Origin of the sequence: Mannheimia indoligenes (assembly GCF_036880405.1) — a bacterium.
Classification (GTDB): domain Bacteria; phylum Pseudomonadota; class Gammaproteobacteria; order Enterobacterales; family Pasteurellaceae; genus Mannheimia; species Mannheimia indoligenes.
Genome location: NZ_JBAJJM010000007.1, coordinates 193,460 through 216,134 on the forward strand (window position 1 = coordinate 193,460; position 22,675 = coordinate 216,134).

Sequence of the window (22,675 nt, forward strand, 5' to 3'; positions counted from 1 at the left end):
ATGACATAAATTTTGCAAATTGACCGCTTCATTCAACCGTTTCTTTAAAAAGGAAAAACAATGAAAAAATTATTTAAAATGACAGGTTTAACTATTGCTTTAGCAACTGCAACAAATATGGCTACTGCAGCGGATACCATTGGTTTTGTTGATCCAACTTACGTTTTACAAAACCACCCTGTTTTATTAGATGCAACGGCAAAATTCGATAAATTCGTGAAGGAAAGCCAAGAAAAATTTGCAGATGAAGACAAAAAATTAGCTGAAGAAAATAAAGCATTAACGGCTGAACGTAACAAAATCAATACCGATGCTCAAAAATTACAAGATGAGCAAAAAACTGTTGAAGCTTCTATTAAGAAAAAAGTAGCTGCTTTAGAGAAAGAAGCTCCTCGCTTACGTTCAAAAGATATCCAAGCTCGTCAAAATGCAATTCAAAAAGAAGCAGATGCTTTCCAAAAGAAAGTAGAAGCCATTCAAAAACGTGAAGCGGATTTTGCTAAAAAAGCAGAAGCATTCCAAAAACGTGCTGACGACTTCCAGAAAAAAATTGAGCAAGCGAATAAAGAAAATGGCGGTATCAACCCTCAAGAAGTTCAAAAACAAGCAGTAGATGAAGTTAATGCAACTATTAAAGAAATTGCAAAATCAAAAGGTTATACTTTAATACTCCAACCTCAAGTTGCACTTTATGCAGAAGATGAAAGCAAAGACATTACTGAAGCAGTGCTTGATGCGATTGTAAAAAAACACCCTGATATCAAAATAGAAAAACCGGCAGAAGCTCAACCGGCTGTAGAGAAAGCACCGGAAGCGAAAGCTGAAGAAACTAAACCAGAAGAAGCGAAAAAATAATGGCAAATTTCCGTTTAATTGATTTAGCGGAGCATATCGGCGGTACTCTTAGGGGTAACGCCGATTTGGCTATTCAAAGCATAGCCGCTTTAGATAAAGCAAACAGCTCTCAAATTACCTTTATCTCAAATGCAAAATATCGGGAAAATTTAACCGCTTGTAACGCAGGTGCAATCATTGTTAGCCCTACAGATGTTGAATTTTGCCGTGAAGATCAAAATTTAATTATCGTAGCGAATCCTTATGTAGCTTACGCATTACTGGCACAATATATGGACTCTACCCCAAAAGCGGCAACAGGCATTCACCCAAATGCTGTCATTTCGCCTGAAGCCAAATTAGGTAATAATGTGTCTATTGGGGCAAATGCCGTGATTGAAAGCGGTGTAGAGCTAGGCGATGATGCGATAATCGGAGCAGGCTGCTTCGTCGGTAAAAATAGTAAAATTGGTGCAAGAACCCAACTCTGGGCAAATGTGTCAGTTTACCATAATGTACAAATCGGTTCTGATTGTTTGATCCAATCTTCAGCCGTGATTGGTAGCGATGGCTTCGGTTATGCTAATGATAAAGGTCAATGGATTAAAATCCCACAAACCGGTGGTGTGATTATCGGTAATCGTGTGGAAATCGGCTCTTGCACTTGTATTGACAGAGGTGCGTTAGATCCGACTGTAATCGAAGATAATGTGATTATTGATAACCTCTGCCAAATCGCCCATAATGTTCACATTGGTTTTGGTACTGCCGTTGCTGGCGGTGTAATTATGGCTGGCAGTCTAAAAGTCGGTCGTTTCTGCCAAATTGGAGGAGCGAGCGTTATTAACGGTCATATGGAAATCTGTGATGGTGCTATCATTACTGGTATGGGAATGGTGATGCGACCAATTACAGAAAAAGGCATTTATTCATCAGGTATTCCGCTACAGACGAATAAAGAGTGGCGTAAAACTGCTGCATTAGTGATGAATATTGATGAAATGAATAAACGTTTAAAATCACTCGAAAAACGTTTTAATGATTAATTATTAGAGGTCTAAAGTGTCAGAAACTACAACTGAAAATCGTGAGTCTAAAATTATTGAAGTTACCGAAATTATGGGTATGTTACCGCATAGATACCCTTTTCTTTTAGTTGATCGTGTAACAGACTATGAAGCAGGCAAATGGCTAAAAGCGATTAAAAATGTAACTTTTAATGAACCGTGTTTTACAGGTCATTTCCCAAATGCTCCGATTTTTCCCGGTGTATTAATTCTTGAAGCTATGGCTCAAGCAACAGGCGTATTAGCAGTTGCAACTTATGGTAAGTTAAATGAAGATGAACTTTATTACTTTGCTGCGATTGATAATGCTCGCTTTAAACGTCCTGTAGTACCCGGCGATCAGCTTCAACTTGAAGTGGAATTTTTAAAAGAAGTGCGAGGTATCACTAAATTCACAGGTAAAGCATACGTTGATGGAAAATTAGTGTGTGAAGCGGACTTAATGTGTGCACGCCGTAAATAATTTAATCTAGCTAAAATTAAAGGAGCTAACTATGCGTCTAATTGATTCAACCGCTCAAATCAGCCCACTTGCTATTATTGAAGAGGGTGCACAAATTGGTGCTCGTGTTGAAATCGGACCATTTACGGTGATTGGTAAAGATGTAAAAATCGGTGCAAGAACAAAAATCCATTCACACGTTGTAATTAATGGTTTAACTGAAATTGGCGAGGACAACCATATTTTCCAATTTGCCAGTATTGGGGAAATCAACCAAGATTTAAAATACCAAGGCGAGCCGACTAAAGTCATCATTGGTAATCGTAACCGTATTCGTGAAAGCGTAACCATTCATCGTGGTACAGTACAAGGCGGTGGTGTAACTAAAATCGGCGATGATAATTTATTTATGATCAACACCCATATTGCTCACGACTGCTCTATTGGTAACCGCTGCATTATTGCTAACAATGGTACACTTGCAGGACACGTTACGTTAGATGATTTCGTGATTGTAGGTGGAATGTCTGCAATTCATCAGTTTGTGGTCATTGGCTCACACGTTATGCTAGGCGGCGGCTCAATGGTGAGCCAAGATGTTCCTCCTTATGTAATGGCACAAGGTAACCACGCTCGTCCGTTTGGTATTAACCTTGAAGGCTTAAAACGTCGTGGTTTTGATAAAGCAACGTTACACGCAATCCGCAAAGTATATAAACTAATCTATACTAGTGGAAAAACATTAGAAGAGAGTTTGGCAGAAATTGAACAACTGGCAGCAAACGAACCGGCTGTTGCTATTTTCAAAGAATTCTTCAAACGCTCAACGCGTGGTATTATTCGCTAAATAATAAAATAAACCCCGAAAATTACATTTCGGGGTTTATTTTTATTCAACCGGAGAGCCTTTTAGCAACTTCCGTAACCAAGTTCGATTTGGACTTAAATTATGCCAAATATCTTCGCTTATCGGCACTGGCTCATTAGCAATCAAACTTGCTAATAGTTCCCCCAATAATGGAGCGGTAGTCAAACCGCGAGAAGCTAACCCATTCACCATATATAAATTTGCAAAAATTTCCGCATTTTCGACCGCTTGTTTGCGTCTTAGCTGATTGTATAAATTGGCATACTGCTCTTTCTGGCGAGTAAAATGATGAACTGCCCCCACCATTGGAATACGATCTCGAAATGCCGCTCTAATACCAACTTTTGCCAGATTTTGCGAATAATCAATGCCATTTGTCCACTCACAAGCGGTTAAATTTTGCTGAAGTTTTGCAATATTCTCTAAATGTTCTGTTTCGCTAAAACGGGTTTCTGCATTATCTCGAATATGGCTTGCCCCAATACAATGCGTCCCCGATTTCGCCATTGGCGTTAAATAGCCATCATAGCAAACCACACATTTTAGTTTTTGCAGTTGCATTGTAGTAGGAATTTGGCTCACTTGCCCCCGTACAGGATAAAGCGGAATGCCATTAGCTTGGCTAAATTCATTCAATGTATAACCATTTGCCAGTACAACCGCTTGGTGCTGAAAAGTTTCGTCGTTGGTTTGCCACTGCCAATTTCCATCTACGAATAGCAAATTCTCAACTTTGTGATTAAGCACTATTTTCAGCCCTTTAGCTTCAAGCCACACAAAGCCATTTCTCACAAACTGTACTGGCGAAAGCCAACCACCCTGTGGAATAAAAGCCCCACCCTTTGGTACATTTAAGCCTAATTTCTCGCTTAATTCATCAGCAGAACACAATTTAAATAGCGTTTCGTCATCAGTTTGTTCCGCCATTTTGGCAAGTTTTTTCGCTGTTTTATCATTATAGGCATAAAGTGCTACACCGTTTAGATTATGCTCAAATTCTACTTCCGCTTTAAGCTGTGCTAATCTTTGCAACGCATAGTCAAAACTGTGAATATAAAACCGCACATTTCGTTCATCATCATCACTCAACTGTGGGTAAATTGCCCCCTGCAAATTACCGGAGGCATTCATCGCTACATTTTCGTCTTTGCAATAAAGCGTAACTTGTTTGCCTTTTTCTAACAGTGATAACGCAACGAATAAACTTGCCACACCACCGCCAATAATCGCAATATCTTCCACATTTTCATTTTTGGCATAAAAATAAGGATAACTAGGCGGTTGAATTAAGCTTTCAAGCGGTTTTTCTCCCCACAGCATTTCTCGTTTTTTGCCGAAACCTTTACGTTTTTTTACATCAAAACCTGCTGCTTGCAAGCCTCTTCTCACATTACTTGAAGCCGTGAAAGTTGCAAAACTGCCGCCATTCGTAGTTAAACGAAACATTTGCTGGTATAAATGGTCATTCCACATCTCAGGGTTTTTATCGGGCGAGAAACCATCTAAAAACCACGCATCGACTGTACTATTATAAAGATCACCTAACTGAGGTAAATTCTCTGCAATATCACCAAACCATAAATCCAAATAAATATGTTTAAAGTGATAACGCTGACAGCCGTTCTGACGTGGCAGCCAACAAGCGGTCAAATTTTCAGATAAGTTTGCAAATTGTGGGTAATGTTGATGAATTTCGCTGAGCTGGCTTGAAGTGAGAGGGAATTTCTCAAATGAAATAAAATAAAGCCGTTTGAGTTTACTTTGTGGAAATTCCGCTTGAAATTGCTGGAATTTATCAGCAACTGCTAAAAAATTTAAACCTGTACCAAAGCCTGTTTCCGCAATCACAAAGGCATCTTTTGTGTGAGATTGCCATTTTTCCCAAAGTTGATTACCTTCTTGGAAAACATAATAACTTTCCGCTAAACCATCTTGGGTGGAAAAATAAATATCATCAAATTGCTCTGAAACAGGCGTATTTGCAGCATTAAACGAAAGTGAGGCAAAAGTAAGCTTAGACATCATATCCCTCAAAACAAAACACGGAAAACCAAGAGATTTTCCGTGCCTTAATAATAAATAAATATTAGAAAATATTGTAGGCTAAAAAGACGATCATACTAAGTGCGAAAGCCACTGTTAGCATTGAATAACCCAAAGTACCCATATATAAATCCTCATTGTTAGTTATTGTTAAAATATCGTTTTTATTCTAACACAATTTAATGGGCTGTGTCGCTATGCGTGAATAATTTTCGTAAAACAAGCGGTCAATTTTTCCAAATCTTTTACGCCTTTGGCACTTTCAACACCTGAGTTTAAATCCACTCCTAAACAGCCTTGAGCTAAGGCAGTTTCAATATTTTCCGCATTAATACCGCCGGCTAATAATGATTTCTGCTTCAACGTTTCTGGAATTAACGCCCAGTTAAAAGTTTTGCCTGTACCGCCTTGCTGGTTCGCCACTTTGCTGTCTAACACATAACGAGCAACTTGTGGATTATTCTCAAACTCTACATTTTCCGCTTCAATATCCACTGATAATGCTTTCCAAATTTGGGTTTGATCGCCAAGTTTTTCAGCCAACTCTGCAATATATCCATCATCTTCAGAGCCGTGTAATTGCACCGCAAATAACTCTAACTGTTTTGCAATTTTCTCCACAAATTCGACCGCTTGATCTTGGAATACGCCCACATAACGAAGTGGTGCATTTACCACTAATTCCTGTGCTTGGCGAAGCGAAAGCTGGCGTGGCGAGCCTTCGGCAAAAATTAAACCGCCATACAATGCCCCTAGCTCATACACTGCTTTTACATCTTGCACTCGAGTTAAACCGCACACTTTATTTTCGCCGAAAACCACTGCACGCACCGCATTATTTAGATCCGCATTCCCCATCAGACTACTGCCGATCAAAAAAGCGTTAACATAAGGCTTAATTCGTTTAACCTGATTGTGATCATTAATACCTGACTCAGAGACTAAACAAACATCAACAGGAATGTGGTCTTGATATTTTTCCACCAAACGTACAATACGGTTCATATCAATCGTGAGCGTGTGCAGATCTCGGTTATTCACGCCAATCACTTTCGCCCCTAACGCTAATGCACGCTCAAATTCTGCTTCGGTGCTGGTTTCAGTCAGCACCCCCATTCCTAGCTCGTGAGCTAAATTTGAGAGTTCACGATAAGTTTTATCATCAACTACCGATAACATCAGCAAAATCGCATCAGCGTTATAAAAACGGGCAAGATAAACTTGATAAGGCGAAATCATAAAATCTTTACACAAAATCGGCTGTGTAGTCTGACGTTTAACTTGGTCGATATAGCGAAAATCGCCTTGAAAATATTGCTCATCAGTCAAAACAGAAATCACACTGGCATAGTTTTTATAAACTGCCGAAATACTGTCTAAATCAAACTCTGCTCGAATTAATCCTTTTGATGGCGAAGCTTTTTTACACTCTAAAATATACGCAGGCTCTTGGTGAGAACCTTTTGCCAATTGAGCATAAAAATCACGCTCACTTTTCACGATTTTGTGCTGAAATTCGCTTAATGGGAAATCTTGTTGCTTTTGCTCCACCCAAATCGTTTTATCTTGTACGATTTTTTGTAAAATAGTCGGCTGATTAGTTGAATCGGTATTTTGCATATAAATTCCTAGAGAGAAATAAGTTTGAGTGGTAGAATCTGTGCTTATTTTTACCTGAAAAAGACGAATTTCACAAGCGAAACTGAAATGAAAGATCAAGTTAAACAACATTTATCAGATTTAGAAATTGCCCTGCGTGTTAATCAACTGTGGGAAGCTACTCCGCCAAGCCCTGAGGCACTTGCCAATGAGCAACCGTTTTGTGTTGAAACGCTCACACCAACTCAATGGCTACAATGGATTTTTATTCCAAGAATGCGAGCTATTTTAGAAGCTACCGCCGATTTACCTCGCAATTTTGCCATTACACCTTATTTGGAAGAAGCGTTAAAAAATGAAGCATATTTGCAGGCAATTTGTGAGCCTGTATTGAAATTAGAAACGTTGTTGAAAGATTAATTTCTATTAATCGCCCTCAAAATAATATGACCTTAGACATTTTATACCAAGACGATGAACTTATTGCCATTGACAAACCTGCCGGAATGTTAGTGCATCGCTCTTGGCTAGATAAGCACGAAACAGTGTTTGCGATGCAAACCTTGCGGGATCAAATCGGGCAACACGTTTTCCCGATTCATCGTTTAGACCGCCCAACTTCCGGCGTGCTGCTTTTTGCTCTAAACAGCGAAACGGCACGTTTAATGAGTGAACAATTTGAACAACATCAAATCCAAAAAAGCTATTTAGCGGTTGTGCGAGGTTATTTGCAAGGTGAGGCTCGGATTGATTATCCGCTGAAAGTGATTTTAGATAAAATCGCCGATAAATTTTCGCAAGAAAAAGAGGCTCAACAGGCAATTACCGATTACAAAGGGTTGGCAACGGTGGAAATGCCTTATGCGGTTGGTAAACACCAAACCGCACGTTATAGTTTGGTGGAACTTTTTCCACAAACCGGGCGGAAACACCAGCTTCGTCGCCATTTGAAACATCTTTTCCACCCGATTATGGGGGATAGTAAATATGGCGATCTACACCAAAATCGAGCCTTAAGCGAACAATCAGGCGTGAGCCGTTTAATGTTGCACGCCCATAAATTACAATTTCAGCACCCCAAAAATTTGCAAAAAATCGAGATAATTGCACCGCTTGATGAACAATGGCGACAGCTCTTTACATTTTTTGACTGGAACTTTACGCAATACTATTAGACAAAGACGAGGAAGATATGGATAATTCACTTCTATCACTCACACACGAACAGCAACAAGCCGCCGTGGAAGAAATTCAAAAACTGATGGCAGAAGGTATAAGTGCCGGAGAAGCCATTCAAATTATTGCTAATCAATTAAGAGAAAAGCACCAAAAATCGGAGAAAATGAACAATGAATAAATTATTCACAGTACTTACCTTAGCTATGGTATCTCACTATAGTTTTGCAGCAGCAGAAAAGCCTGTTACTAAACCATTAGACGGGAAACCTGCTGTCGCAATACAGATTTTTGATGTAAGTGGTAAAGTTGCCAAACCAATTCAAGGCAACAAACTCAATATTGCTAAAAAACAAAATAGACTATGTTGGAACAGCATTAATGTGCCTGTAGAAGGTAAAGTGATGATTGCAGAAGCAATTTATGCTCCGGCAAAATCAAAAGCTATTTCTGAAGGTTCTCAGGTTCAAGCCTCTCCAGATGGCACGAGTAATACTATTATTACCAATTTAAATAATGTAACCGAAAAATATGTGAGTCGTTGTTGGGACTTTGACAAAACCGATCCCATCGGAAAATACAAAATGGACGTTCAAATTAACGACCAGGTTTTCAAAGGCTTAGAATTTGAAATTGTAAAATAAACAAAAACCACAGAGTAATCTGTGGTTTTTTACTATATGCTTTTCAAGATTGCTAAATTCGCCATTAAATAGTCCTGACCTTTCACAAATGCTTTCGCTTCCTCCCAAGTTTCTAATTGCTGATTTGTGCATTGATTAAACCGCTCAAGCACGCTTGCTTTCTCTTCCGCAATACGAATAAAATCTGCCAGCTGTTGCTCCAATTTATAGCTATTTTCTTGTTGCATTGCATTTGCAATTTCTTGTTCAAATTTGACCGCTTGTCCAACCAAATAGCCACGCTGAGCTTTACTTAAACCGCTTAGCCACATTCCGTCTGCTTTTGGCATTGTATCCACTAAGTTAAATAAATCACTTAAATTTCCTTGTTTTATTTCAAATTCCAACTCAGAAATTGCCTCTTCGCCATATTGATTTTTAATTAAGCCTTGATCTAATGCTACTTCAATTTCAGACGTTCCAACCTTAAATAACCAAATTTGACGAGTGAAATCCGTGCTAAAAATAGTTTGCAGACTATTAGCAATTTGCTCTGCATTCTCAAACGGCAAATTAAATTTTTCAACTAACGTAAGAAAATCAGGCTGGTTAGTTGGAAGAGATAAATTATATTCAGGGCGAATATGTAATCCACCTACAATTTCGCCTTTGGTTTTAAGCGTAATCTCAAATTGATGGTTTTGCGAGCGAACTCGTAGTCCCATCTTCTGTGAAGCAAAAAACTGCTCTGGAGTATCATAATAGCTATTACCTAGCGTTTGGGATTTCTGCTCAAGCAATTCAAATGCTTTTACACTATTTAACCAATTTTCAATTAACGAAATGTTATGCGGTTCGAGCATTATTTTCAGCTCAATTTCTGCCTGATTTTTGTTTTCCATTTCACACTACTCTACAACGTTGTATAATCAAGCGGTCATTTTATCAAGAAATTTTGCAAAATGTTTTCTAAAATTCAGCATAAACTCAATAACTTTGTCCAACGTGGGCTAGATAATCATTTACGCCTTGCGGTTACAGGCTTAAGCCGTAGCGGGAAAACTGCCTTTATTACCAGCCTTGTGGATCAGCTTTTACATATCAACAAAGCAGGTAATACGCATTTGAATTTATTTGCTCCGGCTCGTAACGGGCAAATTCTGTCCGTTAAGCGAGTCGAACAGGGTGATTTAACCATTCCTCGTTTTGAATATGACAAAAACCGCCAATGCTTTGAAGCTAATCCGCCTCGTTGGTCAAATTCCACGACGGGAATTAGTGAAATTCGCCTTGCGATTCGCTACCAACGTCAACATTCATTACTTCGTCATATCAAAGAAACCGGTACGCTGTATTTAGATATTTTTGATTACCCGGGTGAATGGTTGTTAGATCTACCGCTGCTCTCTCTTTCTTATAAAGAGTGGTCGCAAACCCAGCAAGCTGTGCATAAAGATGAACGTGCAACGCTGGGGGAGGCGTGGTTACAAGCGGTCAAAAAAATCGATCTTTTTGCAAAAGCCGATGAAAACTTACTGGCAGATTTGAGCCAGCAATACACCGATTATTTACTCGCGTGTAAAGCACAGGGAATGCAATATATTCAGCCGGGTAGATTTGTATTGCCGACCGAAAATACTAAAGGTGCACCGGTTTTTCAATTCTTCCCGCTATTAGATTTAAGTGAATCAGATTGGGAAAAGTTGGAGCAAAGCGATAAAAATAGCTTTTTCCACACATTGAAAAAACGTTATGAACATTACCAGAAAAAGATTGTAAAGCCGTTTTATGAGGATTATTTCTCCCAATTTGACCGCCAAGTGATCTTGGCTGATTGCCTCACCCCATTAAACTATGGCTACAATGAATTTATGGAAATGAAATTAGGGCTACAACAGCTTTTCAAACATTTCCATTACGGTAATCGTTCACTGTTTAGCCGCTTATTTTCCTCGAACATCGACAAATTATTGTTTATTGCGACAAAGGCAGACCATATCACCGGTGATCAAGTGCCAAACTTAGAAAGCCTAATGCGGCAACTTGTACAAGAAGGTGGCAGACACGCCGAATTTGACGGCATCGAAACAGGCTATTTAGCCATTTCTGCCATTCAAGCAACCGATGCGGTAAAAGTAACTCAAAACGATAAAACCATCAGAGCCATTCGGGGGATTCGCTCAAGCGATAAAAAACAAGTTACACTCTACCCCGGCACCGTGCCGAACCGCTTGCCGGATAAGAATTATTGGCAATTTAACCGTTTTGAGTTCGACCAATTTGAACCGAAACAAATTGACTATGACCAACCTATCCCACATTTACGAATGGATTCCGTGTTGCAATTTTTATTAGCGGATAGGTTTGAGTAATCAAGCGGTGCTTTTTTATCAATTTCTTGCAAATTTTTCCAAAAATTTAACCGCTTGCAAAGATTTTCGTTGTTCACTGTTTAGCTCGTTTAAGGTAGAATTTAAAGAATTTTTATAACACTTTTAAAATTATGGCAAAAAAACCAAAAGTTGCATCAAATACGATTGCATTAAATAAACGTGCCAGACACGAATACTTTATTGAAGAGGAAATCGAAGCCGGGCTTGAATTACAAGGCTGGGAAGTGAAGGCGATACGTGCAGGGAAAGTGAATATCGGCGACAGTTATGTGATTTTCCGTAACGGCGAGGCATTTTTATTTGGGGCAATGATTACCCCATTGAATATGGCATCGACACATATTGTTTCAGACCCAACTCGTACTCGTAAATTACTCCTAAATAAACGAGAACTAGATTCCCTTTTCGGTAAAGTGAACCGTGAAGGTTTTACCATCGTAGCCACCGCAATGTACTGGAAAAGTGCGTGGGTAAAAGTGAAAATCGGCTTGGCGAAAGGTAAAAAACTGCACGATAAACGGGAAGATATTAAAGACCGTGAGTGGCAGGTAGCGAAACAACGCATTATGAAAAATGCAAATCGTGGCTAACCAATACAAAATTCAAAAAATAAACGGACGCACGCAGTGCATCCCTACAAACAAAATAGGAAATTAATATGATCGACCAAAATCTACTTCGTACAAATCTTGATGAAATCGCACAAGCACTTAAAATTAAACGTAATTTCATTTTAGATGTAGAACGTGTAAAAACCCTTGAAGAACAGCGTAAAACCTTACAAGTAAAAACCGAAACTTTGCAAGCAGAACGCAACACTCGCTCGAAAAATATCGGAGCAGCAAAAGCGCGTGGCGAAGATATTTCTGCATTATTAGCGGAAGTGGATTCAATGGGCAATGAGCTAGATAACGCTAAAGTGGAATTAGATAAAGTACAAAACGAAATTCGTGATTTACTTTTATCTGTACCAAACTTACCGGCAGAAGAAGTACCATTAGGTAAAGACGACAGTGAAAACTTAGAAGTTTCTCGTTGGGGCGAACCTCGTCAATTTGATTTTGGAGTGAAAGATCACGTTGCTTTAGGTGAAAACTTAGGCGGCTTAGACTTTGCGGCAGGTGTGAAATTAACCGCAAGCCGTTTTGTGGTGATGAAAGGCAAATTAGCTCGCTTACACCGTGCGTTATCACAATTTATGTTAGATCTTCACACCGAACAGCACGGCTATGTGGAAACCAACGTGCCGTTTTTAGTGAACCACGACACCCTTTACGGCACAGGTCAGCTACCGAAATTCGGCGAAGATTTATTCCACACCCAACCTTTGATGGGACAAGATCCAAACGAGGTACAACGCCCATTTGGTTTAATTCCAACAGCGGAAGTGCCAGTAACGAACCTTGTTCGTGATGAAATTATTGATGAAGATACTTTGCCATTACGATATACCGCTCACACCCCTTGTTTCCGTGCAGAAGCGGGGTCTTACGGACGTGATACTCGTGGTTTAATTCGTATGCACCAATTTGAAAAAGTGGAAATGGTGCAAATCGTTGCCCCTGAAAAATCAATGGAAGCCTTAGAAGAGTTAACGGGCCACGCAGAAAAAGTATTACAACTTTTAGGCTTACCGTACCGTAAAGTGCTACTCTGCACCGGAGATATGGGCTTCGGAGCAGCGAAAACTTACGATTTAGAAGTGTGGTTGCCAGCTCAAAACACTTACCGTGAAATCTCATCTTGCTCAAATATGTGGGATTTCCAAGCCCGCCGTATGTCAGCTCGTTGCAAAGCGAAAGGCGACAAGAAAACTCGCTTAGTTCACACGTTAAACGGTTCGGGTTTAGCGGTAGGGCGTACACTTGTAGCGGTACTTGAAAACTACCAAAATGCAGATGGTTCAATTACTGTACCAGAGGTGTTAAGACCTTATATGGGCGGAGTGGAAGTGATTACGGCTTAACATAAAATAACCCAGAACGTTAGTTCTGGGTTATTTTATAAAATTCGATCTATTGCATAAACTTCAAATTTTCTTACCTCATGTAAAATAGCACTTTCTTTTTCTGATATAACAAGCCGAAACTCTGATAAATATGGGTATATTTCATCACTTACAAAATCGTCATCTTTAATACCTAACTTTGCTCTTTTACGTATTTTGTAATGTTCTATATCTAATTCAATTAGCTCTTTCAAAATAAATCCAACTAAATCTCTAGGCAACCACATATAGGATTCTTTAGTTGCTCTCTGCAAATCTCCTATTTTTTGTTCAATATCTTCAAATAATTTTATTATTGCCTTAGATTTTTGACTATCTATTACTTTAGAAAGAGCCGAATACTCATCTAAATACCATATAGGTAAAAAGCTAATACTTTTAATAAGTTTATCTAATTCAAATACACTCTTCTCATACATTTTTGAGTATCTAATTTGGTAAGCTATATTTGATTTAGATAATTCTGATTTTACAACTTCTAAATCCTCAGCTAAAGCTATCTTTACTCCCTCAATACTTTCCGTAATAACAGCTAAATCGTCCTTATGAGCTAAATCAGCACTTATAGTTCCTGATCGTTTCATAAACTCCGTACTCCAACCTAAGAGTAGACCAAGAATAAAAGTTATTATACTAATAATTATTGTTTGAAAATTAAACAAATCTGGTGCTAACATACCTCTACCTACTTATTATATCTACTCAATATTTTCATAGACCACGATAGTCAAGCTAATAAGCCCAACCCTTTACATCCCCTCGAGATAAACGTTCAGCGATATTGGTATACACGTGTTTTGGTACGTCTTTTTTTACTTGGTATGGAGCCGATTTCTCTTCCAATAAATGTTCTTCTATCATCTTAATTTCTTCTGTTGTCCACTCCTCATCTTCTTTGTGAACAACAAAATCAGTATTAACAATCACAATAGACATCACTCACTCCTTGCACTACTGGTTATATATTCTGTATTTTGCCTGTTCTAAATTCCGCTGTCTAGCTTTTATTCCACAACATACTTGCAAATTTTTCACTAAATCCCACCGCTTGCCATTCAAAAAAAGGCGTTTTTGCGGTATGATTTCACCAATTTTTTCGTTTAAATTTTAAGGTTAAATTTTATGCAACAGCAGTACAATCCAAGTGAGATTGAACCAAAAGTTCAAAGCTATTGGGCAGAAAATAAAGTTTTTAAAGCAGTCAAAGACGTTACCAAAGAGAAATATTATTGCCTTTCAATGTTGCCTTATCCATCAGGTAAATTGCATATGGGACACGTGCGTAACTACACTATTGGCGATGTGGTTTCTCGCTATCAACGTATGATCGGTAAAAACGTATTACAACCAATGGGTTGGGACGCATTCGGCTTACCAGCGGAAGGGGCTGCGGTGAAAAACAACACCGCTCCGGCAAAATGGACGTACGAAAATATCGAATATATGAAAGGTCAGCTTAAAATGCTGGGATTCTCTTACGATTGGGATCGTGAAGTAACCACCTGTCGCCCTGAATATTATAAATGGGAGCAATGGTTCTTTACTGAGTTGTATAAAAAAGGTTTAGTCTATAAAAAAACCTCAACCGTGAACTGGTGTCCGAACGATGAGACCGTGCTTGCTAACGAGCAGGTTCACGAAGGCTGCTGCTGGCGTTGCGATACCCCTGTTGAACAGCGTGAAATCCCACAATGGTTTATCAAAATTACCGATTATGCTGAAGAGTTATTAACCCAGTTAGACAATCTTCCGCAATGGCCAGACCAAGTAAAAACAATGCAACGTAACTGGATTGGTCGCTCTGAAGGGGTGGAAATCACCTTCAAAATCGCTGGTTCAAATGCGACATTGCCTGTTTACACCACTCGCCCGGATACTTTCTTTGGCGTGAGCTATGTGGCAGTAGCAGCGGCTCACCCATTAGCAGAACTGGCAGCGGAGAATAACCCTGAATTAGCCGAATTTATCCGTGAGGCAAAAAACACCAAAGTCGCAGAAGCTGAACTTGCCACAATGGAGAAAAAAGGAATGGCGACAGGCTTGTTCGCTATTCACCCATTAACAGGCAAAGAAGTGCCGGTTTGGGTCGCTAACTTTGTGTTAATGCACTACGGAACAGGTGCGGTAATGGCTGTGCCGGCTCACGATGAGCGTGATTTTGAATTTGCTCAAAAATACGATTTGCAAATTAATCAAGTAATTCAACCGATTGACGACTCAGAATGGGATTTCAGCAAAGCCGCTTATACCGAACACGGTAAACTCGTAAATTCTGCAGAATTTGACGGTTTAGAGTTTGATGCTGCGTTTAATGCAATTGCGGATAAATTAGAATCTATGGGCGTAGGCAAACGCCAAGTGAATTTCCGTCTGCGAGACTGGGGCGTTTCTCGCCAACGTTATTGGGGTGCTCCAATTCCGATGATGACAACCGAAGAGGGTGAAGTAGTAACTGTTCCACTACAAGATTTACCGGTTATTCTGCCTGAAGATGTGGTGATGGACGGTGTAAAAAGCCCAATCAAAGCTGACCCAGAGTGGGCAAAAACCACTTACAACGGCAAGCCTGCCTTGCGTGAAACCGATACCTTCGACACCTTTATGGAATCCTCCTGGTACTACGCTCGCTACACTTGCCCACAATATTCTGAGGGGATGTTAGATTCTGACGAGGCAAACTACTGGTTGCCTGTAGATCAATATATCGGCGGTATCGAGCACGCTACAATGCACTTGCTCTACTTCCGTTTCTTCCATAAATTGTTGCGTGATGCGGGTATTTTAAATTCAGACGAACCGGCAACGAAACTTTTATGTCAAGGTATGGTGCTTGCCGATGCCTTCTACTACACCAGCCCAACTAACGAGCGTATTTGGGTTAGCCCAACGCAAGTAACGCTTGAGCGTGATGAAAAAGGTCGCATTATTAAAGCAACCGATCCTGAAGGTCGTGAACTGGTTCACAGCGGTATGACCAAAATGTCGAAATCGAAAAATAACGGTATCGACCCACAAGAAATGGTGGAAAAATACGGTGCGGATACGGTTCGCTTATTTATGATGTTCGCCTCCCCTGCGGAAATGACCCTTGAATGGCAAGAATCCGGCGTGGAAGGGGCTAAGCGTTTCTTAGGTCGTGTGTGGAATTTGGTGTACGCTTACGCTCAAAATCCGGCAACAGCGGCGTTAGATGTTAAAGCTCTCGACAAAGCTCAAAAAGAGCTCCGCCGTGATGTACACAAAACGATTGCAAAAGTGAGCGATGATATCGGTCGCCGCCAAACGTTCAACACGGCAATTGCGGCTGTGATGGAATTAATGAACAAACTCACCAAAGCACCTCTTGAGTCTGAACAAGACAAAGCGGTAATGGCTGAAGCCTTAAGTGCAGTTGTGCGTATGCTCTACCCAATCACGCCACATATTTGTTTTGAATTATGGCAAGCTCTCGGCAACGAGCAAACTATCGACTTCGCCCCTTGGGTACAAGCAGATGAATCTGCGATGGTAGAAGATGAAAAACTCGTTGTGGTGCAAGTAAACGGTAAAGTGCGTGGCAAGATCACCGTTTCTGCGACAGCAACCGAAGATGAAGTCAAAGCAATCGCAAAAGCTGATCCGAACGTTGCTAAATTCTTGGATGGTCAGGAAATCATCAAAGAAATCTACATTCCATTTAAAATGTTGAGTTTTGTGGTGAAAGGCTAAACCATTCTCTTTCCCCTTGTGGGACAAACGCTTGCGTTTGAACGTTGGCTTTGCTAACGGCTCCAAAGGAGTGAACGTAGCGAATATTGAGACCGAAAAATGCACCGTTTAGGTGTATTTTTCAGAGAGAGGGGCAAATCACAAGCGGTCATTTTTACTGACATTTCTGCCAAATATCCCCTCTCCCTACTTTTTCTTCTGAACGAAGAAAAATCTATCCCTCTCCCACAAAGGGAGAGGGAAACAAACAAGGAAATCTAGTTATGATTAAAAAACTCTCTCTCGTTGCTGTTTTTGCTCTGACAGCCTGCGGTTGGCATTTCAAAAACAATGAAGTATTGCCTGAATCACTCAGAACACTCACTTTTGAAAGTGCAGACCAACATAGTGATATGTCTCGCATTTTGCGTAATGAGCTACAATTAAGTGATGTAAAATTAGTACCAAGCTCGGCAAATGTATCAAAACTTCGTTTAGTCTCTACCTCAACAGATAGCAAAGTGGTTTCTGTATTCAAACAAGCTCGTGAAGCAGAAAAAATCTTAACACTAAACGTAGATGCTATTGCCGACATTCCAAATAAAGGGCAATATCCGTTAGAAGTATCTGTTCACCGCACTTTCTTTGATGACTCTCGTGCAGCCCTTGCTAAATCTGCGGAACAAGAGATGATTATGAAAGATATGTATGAGCAGGCTTCTCGTCAGCTTATTATTAAAATGGCAACATTGAAAAAAGAACTTTCAAAATAATCATTATAGGGGCGAAATTTTCTTCGCCCATTGTTTATCTGTATGCAAAAAATTTTCCCGGAAACACTCCAACTCTCTTTAAACAAAGGATTACAGCCCTTTTATTTATTAACAGGGAACGATTTACTGTTAGTTAATGAATCCAAAGATTTGATTATTCAATTTGCTCGTTCAAACGGCTTTGATGAAAAGAAAGAGATTGAAATTAAGAATGACACAAACTGGGAAACTCTTTTTGAAGCAACTCAAGAGATGGGGCTATTTTTTACACGCCAAATTCTTATTCTCAATTTTCCTGAATCGCCAACGGCTACACAATTAAAAAAACTTGCTGAGCTTTGTGCCTTAGTTCATTCTGATCTACTCTTTATTTTACATTTGCCAAAATTTTCCAAAACGATGGAAAAGCAGGCTTGGTTTAGTCAAATTGAAGCTCAATTAATGCAAATTAATTGCCAAACGCCAGAAATCAGCAAGCTACCACAATGGTTAAGTAATCGAGCCAAAGAGATGAATTTACAGATTGAAGCTGAAGCAAATCAGCTACTCTGCTATAGCTACGAGGGCAACTTACTTGCATTAAAACAAGCATTACAACTACTACAGCTTCAATGCAATGATGGCAAAATTACCCTTAATAAAGTCAAAGAAGTAGTGGAACATTCCGCTCAATTTACTCCATTCCAATGGATTGATGCCCTTTTTGAAGGGAAAATCGGAAGAGCTCAACGCATTTTACATCACCTGCAAAATGAAGAAGTACAAGCGGTTGTTTTATTACGCATTGTGCAAAAAGAGCTACTGATTTTGCTTGAAATTACACGCTCTCCAACACCAGTATTAAGTGAGCAAGCTCTCTTTAATGGTAATTTACGACTAGAATTTGACCGCTTGAAGATCTGGCAAAATCGCAGACCATTCTACAGCCAAGTGGTACAACGTTTAACCTATAAAAAACTTTACGCCTTAATCCAACAACTTGCTGAATTAGAGCGTAAAGTCAAACAAGAATTTAGCGATGATATTTGGCTAGAGCTAGAGCGTTTCTCTGCTCAATTTGCATAACTAATATTTCTCCAAATCTTCACTGAAAAGCTCCGCCTCTTCACTCGCTATGGCGTGCTTTTCCGCCGCCCAATCGCCTAAATCAATGATCTGACAACGCTCACTACAAAACGGGCGGTATTTATTTTCCTTATTCCAAACCACTTCTTTTTCACAAGTTGGACAATTTACGATAGTTTCTGGCATTCTTTCTCCTTTTTTGCTAATACCAAGTATTTATGATATAACGCTTGAACCTGTTCTTTAATTAAAGGTAATCCTAGCTCAAGCGGGAGGTTATTTTCAATCACATCATCAGCGTAACTTAATCTTTCCTCACGGCTTACTTGAGCCTCCATTATATTTTTAATGGTTTCAGTTTTGCTTTTATCTCGCCTTGTGGCTCGTTCTAACTGAATTTCCGGGCTAACATCAATCACTAATACCCTATCGCAAAACTCGGTTAATTTATTTTCAATTAACAGAGGAACAACCCAAATCACATAACAAGCGGTCGATTCTTGCAATTTTTTTACCATTTCTGCCCGAATAGCTGGGTGAAGTAAATTATTCAGCCAGTTTTTTTCGGTTTCATTGTTAAATACAATTTGACGTAGCTTAGCTCGATCCAGCTCTTTTTCAGCGTTAAGAATATCTTCCCCGAAATGCTCTACTATTTGAGCCAACAGAGGCGTTCCTTTTTCTACCACTTGGCGAGCAACAATATCTGCATCAATAATTTCTACACCAAGCTCGGCAAATAAATCCGAAACTGTTGTTTTCCCACTACCGATTCCGCCTGTTAAGCCGACAACGTAAGTCATAAAAATTCCTCAAAATTAAAGTTTCTCAATTCTAGTAATTAATCCCCCTGCTTTCAAGCGTTACAACAATGCTCATCGCCAAACTCATAAACGGAATAAATGCCAACTTTTCTAAGTTTTGCTTTTTTATCCACCAATAAGCAAAATAGTAAAAAATACCTAGCAAACAGGCAATTAATATCAGCAATAACATTTTTTCTACATCAAATAAGGGAGATAAAGCTAGCAATAACAACATATCACCAGAGCCAAATGTTTCTTTTTTAAAAATAAGAGAGGAGAAAAGAGCTATGAATAGGCAAAGTAAAAAGGTAAATAGTAAAGTCTCATTATGGAAATTATTTAATCCTTCCCATAAAACAAGTAGAAAAATAAGCCCGATATAGCGAGTATCTGTCAGGTAATAGCAAATATCTAAAAGGGAGAGAAAACAAAGTAGAATAAAAATTACGCCAATAGTCGGATTTTCCGAACAATACATAATAAGTGGAAAAAGCAGAAAAAAGAGGTTTGTCCATCTTGTTTGTTGAGGTTTTAACGCAGATTGTGCAATAAATTCCTGCTCGCTTAACTTAAGCTGATTGATTGAAATCATTTCTTGATAAATTTGCTGGTTTATTCGTGTCGCAAATCTTGGGATTTCTGCTTTAAACCAAAATGCGGATAAAATGGAAAGTAAAAGCCACATAAATTACTCCACTAAACTTCCCATATCAAAAATCGGTAAGTATAGCCCTATAATAATCGTACCGACAATCACGCCCATTAGTAACATCAGCATTGGTTCTAATAGCTGGGAGAGAATATCAATTTGATAATCCAGTTTTTGTTGGTATATCTCGCTAATATGCTCACACATTTTAGCAACATTGCCGCTCCGCTCGCCTATTTCGATCATTTGTGGCATATCTAAGCCAAATACATTTGGGTTAATGCCTTGCGAAAATTTATAGCCCTGCTGCAAAAGATTAAGCATAAACTCAACCTCTTTTTGTAATATAGGGTCATCGCTTTTTTCGGATAAAAATGATTTTAATGCGACATCTAACGGAATATGAGCATTCAACATTAATGCAATATTTTGGCTAAAAAAGACTATTCGTGCTTGTTCTATAATTTGCCTAAAAATAGGGAGTTTAGACAATAACCTAAGTTTCAATTTTGTCCCCCAATTCCCTCTTTTTGCAAAAAATAAGAAAAAAATGACCGCTAGTAATAACAAAGTGAATAAAAGGTTTTTCTGCTCAATCAAACATCGAGAAAGAGAAAATAAAATGTCGGTAATCAGTGGTAAAGCTTGTGCTTTCGTACCATAAAGCTCGGCAAATTGTGGCACGATAAATACTAAAAGCCCGATAGAAAGAGATAGCGAGATAAACAGTACAATTGCAGGGTAAAACAGGATTTTCTTGACTTTTTTAGCCAGTTTATCTGATTTAACTCTGCTCTGTGCTAAGTTAGTTAAAATCAAACCGAGTTTTCCGCTCTGCTCGCCCATTTTAATCAGTTGAATTTCTTGGTTAGCGATAAATTTCCCTAGTTTTTCCAGTGATTGAGAAAAAGAATAGCCGCTTTCAATTAACTGAATTAGTTCACTTAGCCATTGATATAACCTAATATTTCGGCAATTTTGTGAAATCAAAAAGAGAGCTTGCTTTAACGGTACGGCAGAATTCACTAACAATGCCAGTTGGGATAAAAATTGGCTGATTTCCTCTTTTTTCGGGTTTTGCGAAAAAACAAAGTTTCGGCTAACTCGAATTTGCTCATAACCTTTTGCAAGTAATGTGCTTTCAAGCTCTTCTCGGCTTGAAGATAATAGCCTGCCTTTACGCTTTTGTTGGAAACGATCCACCGCTTTCCAATGAAATTCATAAATTTTAGCCATTTCCTAACACCCTCAAAATTTCTGCCTGATTGGTTTTTCCTTCCGCTAATTTTTCTTTCGCACTTTCAGCTAAGGTTTCAAAATCCAAACAAGCGGTCGTTTTTTCAAAATTTTTTGCAGATCGGCTGAATAGTTGATATACCCCAATTCTTCCTTTGTAGCCTTGATAGCAATTTTCGCAACCGATGCCGCCACATTTTGTGCAAGTTCGTCTTAATAAACGTTGAGCCACCACGAGCAACAACGCATTTTTCAGCTCGAATTCTTTTATCCCGAGTTGCAACAATCGCTCAATTGCAGAAGGAGCATCATTGGTATGTAATGTTGAAAGCACTAAATGCCCTGTTTGAGCTGCTCTTAGGGCAATTTCCGCACTCTCTTCATCACGAATTTCCCCAAGCATAATGATGTCGGGGTCTTGACGGAGAAAGGTTCTCAAGAGTTGGCTGAAATCAAGATTAATGCCCCTGTTTACTTGGGTTTGAATAATACCTTCTATCTCAATTTCAATCGGATCTTCTGCCGTTAATATATGCTTTTCGCTAGTATTAAGATGGCTTAATGCACTATATAAAGTGATACTTTTTCCGCTACCTGTTGGACCTGTTACTAAAATTAATCCTTGAGGTTGGTTGAGTGCATTGAGTAATTTTTCTTTTTGGTGTTGGTTAAAACCTAACTCCAGAAAATCCAAATTAGTCGGTTTATTCTTTTGAAGCCGAAGGACGACTTTTTCACCCAAATGGGTAGGTAGAGTTGAAACTCGGAAATCTAAGGTTTCCGCTAAAATTGTTTTGAAGTGAAATTGCCCATCTTGTGGTAAACGGGTTTCACTAATATCTAATTTAGCCAATAATTTAATGCGAGAAATCAGTCTACTCGATAAACTTTGTGGGAGTGTTTTATAAATATGTAGCACGCCATCAATTCTTAGTCTAATGAGTAACTTATCTTTTTGTGGTTCAAGATGAATATCTGAAGCATTATTTTTTAAACAGAATTTAAACAGATTATCTAAAATTTGGATAATCGGATCATTTCTGTCTATTTGCTCCGAATGTGCTAATGAATACGCTACATTATCCTCATAAATTTCACTCTGAAAGCTACTCTGTTCAGGTGAAAGGGCATTGAGCAGAAACTTCAATTCATCGGAGGAAATCAAAACAGGCTCAATCTGTTTATGGTAGATAAATGCAAAAATTTCACAGGCACTGATATTTTGCATATCGTCTACTGCCAACCATAATTGAGATTGTGTTTCTTGCAGTGGCACAGCCAAATATCGCAATAAAATCTGTTTTTCATTGCAATTTTTCTGCCACTGCTCGCTCGAAATTTCAATCATTTCTTGGTTGGCTAAATCGGTAACAGTATACTCCATTTTGATTTCCTCAATTTCTTAA

24 protein-coding genes are annotated in these 22,675 nt (G+C 39.0%); 14 read left to right on the forward strand and 10 right to left on the reverse strand.

The features are described 5' to 3' along the window. Positions 1 to 60 precede the first annotated feature (60 nt). The 4 genes from V6W77_RS06030 to lpxA are packed head-to-tail and all read left to right on the forward strand — an operon-like array spanning position 61 to position 3,190. A complete protein-coding gene (locus V6W77_RS06030; RefSeq protein ID WP_283385700.1) occupies positions 61 to 855 on the forward strand; it encodes an OmpH/Skp family outer membrane protein in 795 nt (264 codons plus the stop codon). Continuing rightward, positions 855 to 1,880 (forward strand): UDP-3-O-(3-hydroxymyristoyl)glucosamine N-acyltransferase, encoded by a 1,026-nt coding sequence (gene lpxD, locus V6W77_RS06035; protein WP_334254095.1) that lies wholly within the window; start codon positions 855 to 857, stop codon positions 1,878 to 1,880. Before V6W77_RS06030 ends, lpxD begins: the two co-directional genes overlap by 1 nt. A 16-nt stretch (positions 1,881 to 1,896) precedes the next feature. Next, positions 1,897 to 2,364, forward strand: a complete 468-nt coding sequence (gene fabZ / locus V6W77_RS06040; protein ID WP_025236181.1) for a 3-hydroxyacyl-ACP dehydratase FabZ — start codon at positions 1,897 to 1,899, stop codon at positions 2,362 to 2,364. A gap of 31 nt (positions 2,365 to 2,395) precedes the next feature. Beyond that, positions 2,396 to 3,190 carry an acyl-ACP--UDP-N-acetylglucosamine O-acyltransferase gene (lpxA, locus tag V6W77_RS06045; RefSeq protein WP_025236182.1) on the forward strand — a complete coding sequence of 265 codons (795 nt, stop codon included), beginning with the start codon at positions 2,396 to 2,398 and terminating at the stop codon, positions 3,188 to 3,190. A gap of 42 nt (positions 3,191 to 3,232) precedes the next feature. Here lpxA and mnmC read toward each other — a convergent pair whose 3' ends face one another. Both mnmC and trpCF read right to left on the reverse strand, forming a co-directional pair. Beyond that, the gene (mnmC, locus tag V6W77_RS06050; RefSeq protein WP_334254096.1) at positions 3,233 to 5,233 is read right to left on the reverse strand and encodes a bifunctional tRNA (5-methylaminomethyl-2-thiouridine)(34)-methyltransferase MnmC2/FAD-dependent 5-carboxymethylaminomethyl-2-thiouridine(34) oxidoreductase MnmC1; all 2,001 of its coding nucleotides are present in this window, start codon (positions 5,231 to 5,233) and stop codon (positions 3,233 to 3,235) included. Between the two features lie 216 nt (positions 5,234 to 5,449). After that, entirely contained in the window at positions 5,450 to 6,874 is a 1,425-nt protein-coding gene (trpCF, locus tag V6W77_RS06055) for a bifunctional indole-3-glycerol-phosphate synthase TrpC/phosphoribosylanthranilate isomerase TrpF (protein ID WP_334254097.1), read from the reverse strand. A gap of 87 nt (positions 6,875 to 6,961) precedes the next feature. Between trpCF and V6W77_RS06060 the strand changes: the two genes are divergently transcribed. Genes V6W77_RS06060 through V6W77_RS06075 form a run of 4 tightly spaced genes read left to right on the forward strand, consistent with a single transcriptional unit; the run spans position 6,962 to position 8,673 of the window. After that, the gene (locus tag V6W77_RS06060) at positions 6,962 to 7,273 is read left to right on the forward strand and encodes a YqcC family protein (protein ID WP_025236185.1); all 312 of its coding nucleotides are present in this window, start codon (positions 6,962 to 6,964) and stop codon (positions 7,271 to 7,273) included. Positions 7,274 to 7,299: 26 nt separating this feature from the next. Next, complete coding sequence (gene truC / locus V6W77_RS06065; RefSeq protein WP_334229080.1) at positions 7,300 to 8,028, forward strand: tRNA pseudouridine(65) synthase TruC; 729 nt, start codon at positions 7,300 to 7,302, stop codon at positions 8,026 to 8,028. 17 nt (positions 8,029 to 8,045) lie between these two features. Then, on the forward strand, positions 8,046 to 8,210 hold the full coding sequence (locus V6W77_RS06070) for a YoaH family protein (RefSeq protein ID WP_081732107.1): 165 nt from the start codon (positions 8,046 to 8,048) through the stop codon (positions 8,208 to 8,210). Then, positions 8,203 to 8,673 (forward strand): hypothetical protein, encoded by a 471-nt coding sequence (locus tag V6W77_RS06075; protein ID WP_283385694.1) that lies wholly within the window; start codon positions 8,203 to 8,205, stop codon positions 8,671 to 8,673. Before V6W77_RS06070 ends, V6W77_RS06075 begins: the two co-directional genes overlap by 8 nt. Positions 8,674 to 8,705: 32 nt before the next feature. Here V6W77_RS06075 and V6W77_RS06080 read toward each other — a convergent pair whose 3' ends face one another. After that, a complete protein-coding gene (locus V6W77_RS06080) occupies positions 8,706 to 9,554 on the reverse strand; it encodes a CYTH domain-containing protein (protein WP_334254098.1) in 849 nt (282 codons plus the stop codon). A gap of 60 nt (positions 9,555 to 9,614) precedes the next feature. On the opposite strand from V6W77_RS06080, the gene V6W77_RS06085 reads away from it, so the two are divergent. The 3 genes from V6W77_RS06085 (at position 9,615) to serS (ending at position 13,011) form a co-directional block, all read left to right on the forward strand. After that, positions 9,615 to 11,024, forward strand: a complete 1,410-nt coding sequence (locus V6W77_RS06085) for a YcjX family GTP-binding protein (RefSeq protein WP_334236267.1) — start codon at positions 9,615 to 9,617, stop codon at positions 11,022 to 11,024. Positions 11,025 to 11,155: 131 nt separating this feature from the next. Then, positions 11,156 to 11,635 (forward strand): SsrA-binding protein SmpB, encoded by a 480-nt coding sequence (smpB, locus tag V6W77_RS06090; protein ID WP_025236190.1) that lies wholly within the window; start codon positions 11,156 to 11,158, stop codon positions 11,633 to 11,635. A gap of 68 nt (positions 11,636 to 11,703) precedes the next feature. Then, entirely contained in the window at positions 11,704 to 13,011 is a 1,308-nt protein-coding gene (gene serS, locus V6W77_RS06095) for a serine--tRNA ligase (protein WP_334254099.1), read from the forward strand. Positions 13,012 to 13,046: 35 nt separating this feature from the next. Here the strand turns inward: serS and V6W77_RS06100 are convergent, their stop codons facing one another. Both V6W77_RS06100 and V6W77_RS06105 read right to left on the reverse strand, forming a co-directional pair. Continuing rightward, positions 13,047 to 13,730 carry a hypothetical protein gene (locus V6W77_RS06100; protein ID WP_334254100.1) on the reverse strand — a complete coding sequence of 228 codons (684 nt, stop codon included), beginning with the start codon at positions 13,728 to 13,730 and terminating at the stop codon, positions 13,047 to 13,049. 55 nt (positions 13,731 to 13,785) lie between these two features. Beyond that, positions 13,786 to 13,989: a hypothetical protein gene (locus tag V6W77_RS06105; RefSeq protein ID WP_112110828.1), complete on the reverse strand. Its 204-nt coding sequence runs from the start codon at positions 13,987 to 13,989 to the stop codon at positions 13,786 to 13,788. Positions 13,990 to 14,175: 186 nt separating this feature from the next. On the opposite strand from V6W77_RS06105, the gene leuS reads away from it, so the two are divergent. The 3 genes from leuS (at position 14,176) to holA (ending at position 18,578) form a co-directional block, all read left to right on the forward strand. Further along, the gene (leuS, locus tag V6W77_RS06110) at positions 14,176 to 16,761 is read left to right on the forward strand and encodes a leucine--tRNA ligase (RefSeq protein WP_334254101.1); all 2,586 of its coding nucleotides are present in this window, start codon (positions 14,176 to 14,178) and stop codon (positions 16,759 to 16,761) included. Between the two features lie 263 nt (positions 16,762 to 17,024). After that, complete coding sequence (locus tag V6W77_RS06115) at positions 17,025 to 17,513, forward strand: LPS-assembly lipoprotein LptE (RefSeq protein ID WP_025236195.1); 489 nt, start codon at positions 17,025 to 17,027, stop codon at positions 17,511 to 17,513. Positions 17,514 to 17,555: 42 nt separating this feature from the next. Further along, on the forward strand, positions 17,556 to 18,578 hold the full coding sequence (gene holA, locus V6W77_RS06120) for a DNA polymerase III subunit delta (RefSeq protein ID WP_334254102.1): 1,023 nt from the start codon (positions 17,556 to 17,558) through the stop codon (positions 18,576 to 18,578). On the opposite strand, the gene yacG is transcribed toward holA, so the two are convergent. Genes yacG through V6W77_RS06145 form a run of 5 tightly spaced genes read right to left on the reverse strand, consistent with a single transcriptional unit; the run spans position 18,579 to position 22,653 of the window. Then, a complete protein-coding gene (gene yacG, locus V6W77_RS06125) occupies positions 18,579 to 18,764 on the reverse strand; it encodes a DNA gyrase inhibitor YacG (protein ID WP_334254103.1) in 186 nt (61 codons plus the stop codon). Then, complete coding sequence (gene coaE / locus V6W77_RS06130; protein WP_334254104.1) at positions 18,746 to 19,381, reverse strand: dephospho-CoA kinase; 636 nt, start codon at positions 19,379 to 19,381, stop codon at positions 18,746 to 18,748. The genes yacG and coaE overlap by 19 nt, the downstream gene beginning before the upstream one ends. Positions 19,382 to 19,412: 31 nt before the next feature. Further along, a complete protein-coding gene (locus tag V6W77_RS06135) occupies positions 19,413 to 20,069 on the reverse strand; it encodes a prepilin peptidase (RefSeq protein ID WP_334254105.1) in 657 nt (218 codons plus the stop codon). A gap of 3 nt (positions 20,070 to 20,072) precedes the next feature. Beyond that, positions 20,073 to 21,269: a type II secretion system F family protein gene (locus tag V6W77_RS06140; protein WP_334254106.1), complete on the reverse strand. Its 1,197-nt coding sequence runs from the start codon at positions 21,267 to 21,269 to the stop codon at positions 20,073 to 20,075. After that, positions 21,262 to 22,653 carry a GspE/PulE family protein gene (locus V6W77_RS06145; RefSeq protein WP_334254107.1) on the reverse strand — a complete coding sequence of 464 codons (1,392 nt, stop codon included), beginning with the start codon at positions 22,651 to 22,653 and terminating at the stop codon, positions 21,262 to 21,264. The genes V6W77_RS06140 and V6W77_RS06145 overlap by 8 nt, the downstream gene beginning before the upstream one ends. Positions 22,654 to 22,675: the final 22 nt, after the last annotated feature.

What these genes read in the sequence shown, in the direction of transcription:
- coaE (WP_334254104.1), bottom strand. Translation starts at nt 19,381, where the DNA reads ATGACTTACGTTGTCGGCTTAACAGGCGGAATCGGTAGTGGGAAAACA.
- V6W77_RS06140 (WP_334254106.1), bottom strand. Translation starts at nt 21,269, where the DNA reads ATGGCTAAAATTTATGAATTTCATTGGAAAGCGGTGGATCGTTTCCAA.
- mnmC (WP_334254096.1), bottom strand. Translation starts at nt 5,233, where the DNA reads ATGTCTAAGCTTACTTTTGCCTCACTTTCGTTTAATGCTGCAAATACG.
- trpCF (WP_334254097.1), bottom strand. Translation starts at nt 6,874, where the DNA reads ATGCAAAATACCGATTCAACTAATCAGCCGACTATTTTACAAAAAATC.
- V6W77_RS06135 (WP_334254105.1), bottom strand. Translation starts at nt 20,069, where the DNA reads ATGTGGCTTTTACTTTCCATTTTATCCGCATTTTGGTTTAAAGCAGAA.
- V6W77_RS06030 (WP_283385700.1), top strand. Translation starts at nt 61, where the DNA reads ATGAAAAAATTATTTAAAATGACAGGTTTAACTATTGCTTTAGCAACT.
- V6W77_RS06115 (WP_025236195.1), top strand. Translation starts at nt 17,025, where the DNA reads ATGATTAAAAAACTCTCTCTCGTTGCTGTTTTTGCTCTGACAGCCTGC.
- V6W77_RS06060 (WP_025236185.1), top strand. Translation starts at nt 6,962, where the DNA reads ATGAAAGATCAAGTTAAACAACATTTATCAGATTTAGAAATTGCCCTG.
- V6W77_RS06070 (WP_081732107.1), top strand. Translation starts at nt 8,046, where the DNA reads ATGGATAATTCACTTCTATCACTCACACACGAACAGCAACAAGCCGCC.
- truC (WP_334229080.1), top strand. Translation starts at nt 7,300, where the DNA reads ATGACCTTAGACATTTTATACCAAGACGATGAACTTATTGCCATTGAC.
- V6W77_RS06105 (WP_112110828.1), bottom strand. Translation starts at nt 13,989, where the DNA reads ATGTCTATTGTGATTGTTAATACTGATTTTGTTGTTCACAAAGAAGAT.
- V6W77_RS06080 (WP_334254098.1), bottom strand. Translation starts at nt 9,554, where the DNA reads ATGGAAAACAAAAATCAGGCAGAAATTGAGCTGAAAATAATGCTCGAA.
- lpxA (WP_025236182.1), top strand. Translation starts at nt 2,396, where the DNA reads ATGCGTCTAATTGATTCAACCGCTCAAATCAGCCCACTTGCTATTATT.
- lpxD (WP_334254095.1), top strand. Translation starts at nt 855, where the DNA reads ATGGCAAATTTCCGTTTAATTGATTTAGCGGAGCATATCGGCGGTACT.
- leuS (WP_334254101.1), top strand. Translation starts at nt 14,176, where the DNA reads ATGCAACAGCAGTACAATCCAAGTGAGATTGAACCAAAAGTTCAAAGC.
- serS (WP_334254099.1), top strand. Translation starts at nt 11,704, where the DNA reads ATGATCGACCAAAATCTACTTCGTACAAATCTTGATGAAATCGCACAA.
- V6W77_RS06085 (WP_334236267.1), top strand. Translation starts at nt 9,615, where the DNA reads ATGTTTTCTAAAATTCAGCATAAACTCAATAACTTTGTCCAACGTGGG.
- V6W77_RS06145 (WP_334254107.1), bottom strand. Translation starts at nt 22,653, where the DNA reads ATGGAGTATACTGTTACCGATTTAGCCAACCAAGAAATGATTGAAATT.
- V6W77_RS06075 (WP_283385694.1), top strand. Translation starts at nt 8,203, where the DNA reads ATGAATAAATTATTCACAGTACTTACCTTAGCTATGGTATCTCACTAT.
- smpB (WP_025236190.1), top strand. Translation starts at nt 11,156, where the DNA reads ATGGCAAAAAAACCAAAAGTTGCATCAAATACGATTGCATTAAATAAA.
- holA (WP_334254102.1), top strand. Translation starts at nt 17,556, where the DNA reads ATGCAAAAAATTTTCCCGGAAACACTCCAACTCTCTTTAAACAAAGGA.
- yacG (WP_334254103.1), bottom strand. Translation starts at nt 18,764, where the DNA reads ATGCCAGAAACTATCGTAAATTGTCCAACTTGTGAAAAAGAAGTGGTT.
- V6W77_RS06100 (WP_334254100.1), bottom strand. Translation starts at nt 13,730, where the DNA reads ATGTTAGCACCAGATTTGTTTAATTTTCAAACAATAATTATTAGTATA.